Below are 6,363 nucleotides of genomic sequence, written 5' to 3' on the forward strand. Positions count from 1 at the left end.
GGCCGCCGCCGCCCTCGGCACCGCGGCGGTGTGGATCGTGGTCGTCGGTCTGCTGACGCTCCTGCTGGTCGGGCAGGTGCCACCGGTCGCGGCGCTCGGCCGCTGGTCGGCCAGCCTGGTCGGCGCCGGCGACCCGGTACCACCGGCGGCTTCGGTTGCGGCGTGGGTCGCCGTCGCGGTGGGAGTGGCCGGGTGCGGCACGCTGGCATGGCGGCTGGCCGTCGAGGCACGCCGCTGGCTTCCCGCCTACCGGCACGCCGCATGCGCCGGGACGCTCGTCGTCATTGATGATCCGACCCCCGCCGCGGTGGCGGTGCCCGGTTGGCCGGGACGGATCGTGGTCAGTTCCGGGATGCTCAAGGCGTTGCCCCCTGCCGAACAGCGGGTGCTGCTGGCCCACGAACGCTGCCACCTCGACCATGCGCACTGGCTCTTCCGGTTCGCGGTGCGGCTGGCCGCCGCGACCTGCCCGCTGACCCGGCCGCTGGTGGCTGCCTGCGACCAGGCTCTGGAGCGGTGGGCGGACGAGACGGCCGCTGCCGCGACCGGCGATCGACGGCTGACCGCGCAGGCCGTCGCCCGTGCTGCCCTCGCCCGGCACGACAGCGCCCTCACCGCGGCGGGTTTCACCGATGGGCAGGTCTCCGCCCGGATCGAGGCGTTACTGGCACCGCCGCCCCGAGGACGCTGGGCCCCCGCCGTCGTACCGCTGCTCCTGCTGACCATGGCCGCCGCATGCGCGTTGAAAGCCGGACATGATGTCAACGAGCTGTTCGAAGCCGCCGAAAACGCGATCCGTTCCTGATCGGAACAAGCAGGGTGGCTCCGTCCTCCGCCTCGCGATGCGCGCACCCCAGCCCTATTCCTTGATCCACGCCCCTGTTACCGTGCGCTCTTGCGCCGGCGTCGCCGTATGCATACTGGCGGCTGTGGAGGGATCGCGGGTGCTGATCGTGGAGGACGACCCGGCGTTGCGCGGCGTCCTTGCTCGCGGCCTGCGTGAACAGGGCGCGGTCGTGACCGCGGTGGCCGACGGGTCGTCCGCCCTGTCGCGGTTCGCCGACGACAGCGGTTTCGACGTGGTCGTGATGGACGTGGGCCTGCCGGATTCTGACGGCCGGGATGTGTGTCAGGCCCTGCGCGCGCGTGGTGTGCACGTCCCGGTACTGTTCCTCACCGCGAGGGGGAATATCACCGACCTTGTTTCGGGTTTCGCGGCCGGCGGCGATGAGTACGTCGCGAAGCCGTTCCACTTTGCTGAGCTCGTGGCCCGGTTGGGGAGCCTGCTGAGACGGGCCAGGCCCGCGCCCGTCTCGGTGTCCGGCGGTCTGCGTCTGGACCCGCGCGGCCATGTACTGGCCGGCGCGACCACGAACGTGCGTCTGACCCCGACGGAGTACCGAGTCCTTGCCCGGTTGATGGCGTCGCCCAGCGAGGTGGTGAGGCGGCGGGAGCTGGTGGACGCGGGCTGGCCCACCGGGGCGATCGTCTACGACAACACCCTGGATCAGTATGTCGCGAAGCTTCGCCGCAAGTTGGCGCTGGTGGACGATTCGCGGGCAATCACGACTGTCCATGGTGTCGGGTACCAGTTCACGTGAGAGGGCCTTCGACGCTGCGGGGCCGGATCGCGGTGGTGGCGGTCGTGACCACCGCGGGCTGGCTCACGGCGCTGACCGTGGCGTTCAATGCCGCGCTCAGCGCGCAGCTGCGGCAGCAGGCCGACACTGTGCTGCGGACACGGGCAGAGGCTGTCGCCAGCACCGTCGAGGTCTTCACCGGCGGTGCGGTCTCCATCCGTGATGTACGCGATGACAGCGCGATCGATACCGGAACGTGGATCTTCGCGGGTGGCCGCGCGGTGGAGGAGCCACCCGGCGGGGCCACGTTACTGGGCCAAGCCAGCGCCCTGACCGGCATGGGCGAACGGACAGTGACGACGGGTGGCGCCTCTCCGGTCCGGTTGTTCGCGCTGCCGGTGACATTGCAGGGCCGGCAGGCGGCCACCGTCGTCGTCAGCCTGTCGCTGGCCCCCTACCGGCAGACCGAGAAGATCGCTGTCGTCGGCAGCCTGCTGCTGGCGCTGCTCCTGCTCGTCGGCGTATACCTGGTGATACGGGTCAGCACTGACCGTGCGTTGCGCCCGGTCGAGGAGATGACCGAGCAGGCAGGCCGGTGGAGCGCGGATGCCTCCGACCACCGGTTCGGAGCCGCGCCCAGACCGGCCGAACTCGCCCGGCTCGCCGCGACGCTCGACAGTCTCCTGGACCGAGTCAGCGCGGTTCTGCGCCACGAGCAGGCGTTCAGCGATCACCTGTCACATGAACTGCGTACCCCGCTGGCCGCCATGGTCGCCGAGCTCAGCCTGCTGCAGAGCCGGCCACGCGAAGTGGCCGAGTTCGACCGGGCACTGCCCCCGATCGCCGACGCGGCGAACCGGATGACGGTCATCCTCGACACCCTCATGGCCGCCGCCCGCACAGGCGTTGGTGGACTGCCCGACCGGTGCGACGTCGGCGAGGTGCTGCAAGGACTTGCCAGGCGGTGGAGCGCCCCGCCGGAACTGGTGATGTCGGTGCCCGCCAGCACGCTTGCGGGGGTGGATGCCGGCCTGCTCGAGCGGATGTTGTCGCCGGTGCTGGACAACGCCCGCCGCTACGCACACACCCAGGTGCACGTGGTGGCACGGGTCGTCGCCGGCCAGCTCCGCATCGACATCCGTGACGACGGGCCCGGGCTTGGCCCCGACACGGCGGCGCACCTGTTCGAGCCGGGCTGGCGCGCGGACCCGCACGACGGCCACGACGGGGCGGGGCTTGGACTGGCGCTGGTCCACCGCCTCGCAGCCGCTGCCGGCGGGAGCGTACGGGCTTTCGACGGCGGGCCCGGCGCGGCTGTCGAGCTGTCGCTGCCCGGAGCGTGACACGCCGCTGACGCCGATGTGGTCAGGATTTGTTCAGGCCTGCTGGGCCACCGTGGCAGCATGACGACTCCTACGCGCCTCGCCGTGAACGACGACAGTTCCCCGGCATCGTTGCGAGGCCGGCAGATGCTCAGCAAAGTCCCAGAAGTCACCATCTACTTCTGGATCATCAAAGTGCTCTGTACGACAGTTGGTGAATCGGCCGCCGACTTCCTCAACGTCAACCTGAACCTTGGCCTGACGGGTACATCCGTCGTCACCGGCGTCCTGCTCGCCATCGCGCTGATCTTCCAGTTCAGAACGCACCGCTACATACCGGGCATATACTGGCTGACGGTGGCGCTCGTAAGCGTCTTCGGCACACTGGTGACCGATAACCTCACGGACAGCGTCGGCGTGCCGCTCGAAACAAGCACCCTGATCTTCGGTGCCCTTCTCGGTCTCTCCTTCCTCGCATGGTATCTGACCGAGAAGACACTCTCCATTCATTCCATCTTCACCAGACGACGAGAAGCATTCTACTGGCTTACGGTTCTCGTCACCTTCGCGCTCGGTACGGCAACCGGCGATCTCATGGCCGAGGTGCTCGGGATCGGCTACCTGATGACAGGAATCATCGTGGCATCGCTGATCGCCATCATGGCGATTGGGTGGCGATTCGGGCTCAACCCGATTCTTTCCTTCTGGATCATCTACATCATGACCCGCCCGCTTGGAGCGTCGATCGGTGACTACCTCTCCCAGTCACCAGGCGAGGGTGGCCTGGGCCTGGGTGCGACGGTGACGAGCTTCATTTTTTCGGCCGGCATTCTCGGCATCGTCATTTATTTCTCGGTGACGAAAGCCGATGTCATCCCGAGTGCGTCTGCTGTTGATACTGACGAGACCGTGCGACGAGGAGGACCGTGGCAAACGGTCATCGTCGTGGCACTTGTTCTTGCTACCGCAGGGACGGGATACTTCCTGCGCAAGTCCTCCCTTCAAGCAGACACGTCAGACTCGGCTCCCGTCACGCAGCCGACCCCCTTCGAGGGCCAGCCAACGCAGCCGGCCTCCTTCGGGAACCAAATAGTACAGCCGGTCCCCAGCAGGGGCCAGACAGCACAGTCCTCGCCCCTCGGCGACCTCTCGAAGTTCCGAAAAATCACACAGGACACGCTGGATCTCCTGAACGCCGGCAACCAGTCTGGCGCCACGGCCCGCATCACTGATCTCGAAACCGAATGGGACAAAGGCGAAGCGCGCCTGAAACCGAAGGACAAAGCCACCTGGACCAAGATCGATGGAAAAATCGATACGGTGCTGCGCGCACTCCGAGCGACGAGTCCCAACACGGACGGCGAGAGGACCGCGCTAACCGCGTTGCTCACCGCGCTCGGCCCCGAATGACCGTGAACCTTTCCGTACAGCGATTCGTCGCGGTAGGTAGCTGACTGTCTGGTAGATCGGGCGAAGCGCCACCTCCGCCCCCGGCTTAGTGGTCGGCGCGGAACAGGTTCCCAGAGCGTGTTTGAGATCGGGCTTTCGATCAGTGAGCCGGAATGACGATCTCAAACGCGCTCTCAGGGCTGGGCGAGCCGGTAGCGCCTGTACGGGCTGTGCAGCGGCGCGGTGGCTTCGACCTGGCCGCCCGAGAGGAGAGCGCCAAGCGTTTTCGCAACCGCGCTCCGGCTCGCGCCCGCCATCGCCTGCAGCTCCTCCCGGCTGGCTGAATCGGTGCCGGCGAGGGCTACGAGGATGCGGTCCGCGAGGCCGGTGCCCGGCCGGCCCAGCCGCGTTGTCGCCGCCTGGCTGGCCACCGTCCCGAGCAGGCCTGAGGCGAGCCGGAACGCGCCGTCCTCCCGGGCCCGACGTGGGACCAGAATTCCGAGGTCGCGCAGATGGCCCAGCTCACGCCGCGCATCCGCGGTGCTCAGAGCCAACCTGCGCAGCAGGGCCACGTCTATGTCGTAGCCCGCCTTCGCGAGCGCGAGTGCGCCGAGCTGCGCTTCCGAAAGTTTCTCGCCCCGGCCGAGCCGTGCTGCCCAGGCGCGCAGCTCGGGGGTGACGGGAGAGGTCCGCGGAATGGTCACGCGGAAGTAGTCGAGGCTGTCGCTGAACAGCGGGACCAGCCCGGTGTCGCGCCGGACCTGACTGATCATCGCACCGACGCCCGAACCGCGGTTCTCGGCCACCGGACGTCCGGTGAGCGGGTCGCCGGTCTCCTGCAGCAGGGCTGCGAGGCGGGCGTTGCGGGATGATGAGGTGCTGGCCTCCCCCAGCGTCTCCAGCCGGACGTTGCCGAACAGCCCACCGGGACTGGTGACGGTGAACCGGTCGGGAAACAGCTCCACCTGGACCTGGGTGCCGCGGGCCTGCGGGCTGTAGTCGCGGTGCATAAGCGCGTTGACGACGACTTCCCGGATCACCTCAGGCGCGATCTCCCAGATGTCCTCACGCCCGGCACCGACGATCCGGCTGGCCCGGCGGAGGTTGCGCTGCACCGCCAGCATCGCGTCGGCCACCATCGTCGGGGCGTTCCCGCCGACCGCGGCACTGTCCAGGAACCGAACCCCCCCCGGCCCCGGCCGGCTGCCGTCCTCATGCGGGTAGACCGCCACCGACACCATCAGCTGCGGGAAGAACCGCTGGGGATACCTGCCGACGCTGAGCAACCCCGCGAGCGACGGCACGAGCAATCCATTGTGCGCCACGAGAACGCCCAGCGAAACGAGCGCGTCAGGCTCACTCAACCCGGCGAACGCCCGCGGCGAATTACGGCTCGCGACCTCAACCAGACGCAGGACCGCACCCCGGTCCAGATCGTCAACCGTCGCTTCCGGAACCGGTTCCTCGTCCCAGCGGGGCTGCCCGGGGTTCTCCCGCAGCCGGTCGATCTCGTACGGCGTCAGCCGCTGATCCCCGTCACCGATCCGGGTGAACGCGCCGTTGTAGAGGCCCCTGGCGGTGACGTAACAGGGTCGCTGCGCCGGTGGCAGCGGGTCGATGTCGGTGACCACCAGGACAGCGCCCTCGAATGGCACGAGCTCCACGCTCGGCGCCAGCGGCGGCGTGATCTTTCCGCGGGCAACCGCGACCACCTCGTCCCGCAGCGCCGTCGGATCGCCGAGGTCGACAGGGCTGAATCCGGCGCACTCATCGAGCCCGAGGATGAGCAGACCGCCCCGGGAGTTGGCGAACGCGGACATCGTCTCGGCCACGCTCCGCGGCAGGCCCCCTGCGGCCCGCTTGACCTCGACGTCCTCCAACTCGCCACCGGCCGACCGCAGCCGCCTGACAATCGCGTCCAGCTCCACCGCTGCCTCCCCCCGGCCCACCAGACTTGCTCACCTACTTGCTTGCCAAGTTACCACTTCAGCAAGTAGAGCGGCGAGCTACCCGGCTCCAGGACAGGCATCGGGGTGTCCGGGTAAGAGCGCCCGGCAATAGGGGCGTGGATC

The 6,363-nt window shown here is 68.5% G+C and carries 5 protein-coding genes; 4 read left to right on the top strand and 1 reads right to left on the bottom strand.

Features of this window, described 5'->3' with window-relative positions:
* From MJ785_RS13840 to MJ785_RS13855, 4 genes are all read left to right on the top strand, one after another.
* A partial coding sequence (locus tag MJ785_RS13840) for a M56 family metallopeptidase (protein WP_239381233.1) occupies positions 1–805 on the top strand: 805 nt, incomplete at its 5' end.
* 139 nt (positions 806–944) lie between these two features.
* The gene (locus MJ785_RS13845; protein WP_239308189.1) at positions 945–1,601 is read left to right on the top strand and encodes a response regulator transcription factor; all 657 of its coding nucleotides are present in this window, start codon (positions 945–947) and stop codon (positions 1,599–1,601) included.
* Positions 1,598–2,923, top strand: coding sequence for a sensor histidine kinase KdpD (locus MJ785_RS13850; protein ID WP_239381235.1), 1,326 nt, complete (start codon positions 1,598–1,600; stop codon positions 2,921–2,923). Before MJ785_RS13845 ends, MJ785_RS13850 begins: the two co-directional genes overlap by 4 nt.
* Before the next feature lie 60 nt (positions 2,924–2,983).
* Positions 2,984–4,312 carry a hypothetical protein gene (locus MJ785_RS13855; RefSeq protein ID WP_239381237.1) on the top strand — a complete coding sequence of 443 codons (1,329 nt, stop codon included), beginning with the start codon at positions 2,984–2,986 and terminating at the stop codon, positions 4,310–4,312.
* Between the two features lie 173 nt (positions 4,313–4,485).
* On the opposite strand, the gene MJ785_RS13860 is transcribed toward MJ785_RS13855, so the two are convergent.
* Positions 4,486–6,240, bottom strand: coding sequence for an ATP-binding protein (locus MJ785_RS13860; RefSeq protein WP_239381239.1), 1,755 nt, complete (start codon positions 6,238–6,240; stop codon positions 4,486–4,488).
* Positions 6,241–6,363: the final 123 nt, after the last annotated feature.

This window comes from Protofrankia sp. CiT1, assembly GCF_917627335.1.
Classification (GTDB): Bacteria; Actinomycetota; Actinomycetes; order Frankiales; family Frankiaceae; genus Protofrankia.

Bases quoted from the DNA above. Each gene is read 5' to 3' on its own strand.
- MJ785_RS13855 (WP_239381237.1), top strand. From the start codon at position 2,984: ATGACGACTCCTACGCGCCTCGCCGTGAACGACGACAGTTCCCCGGCA.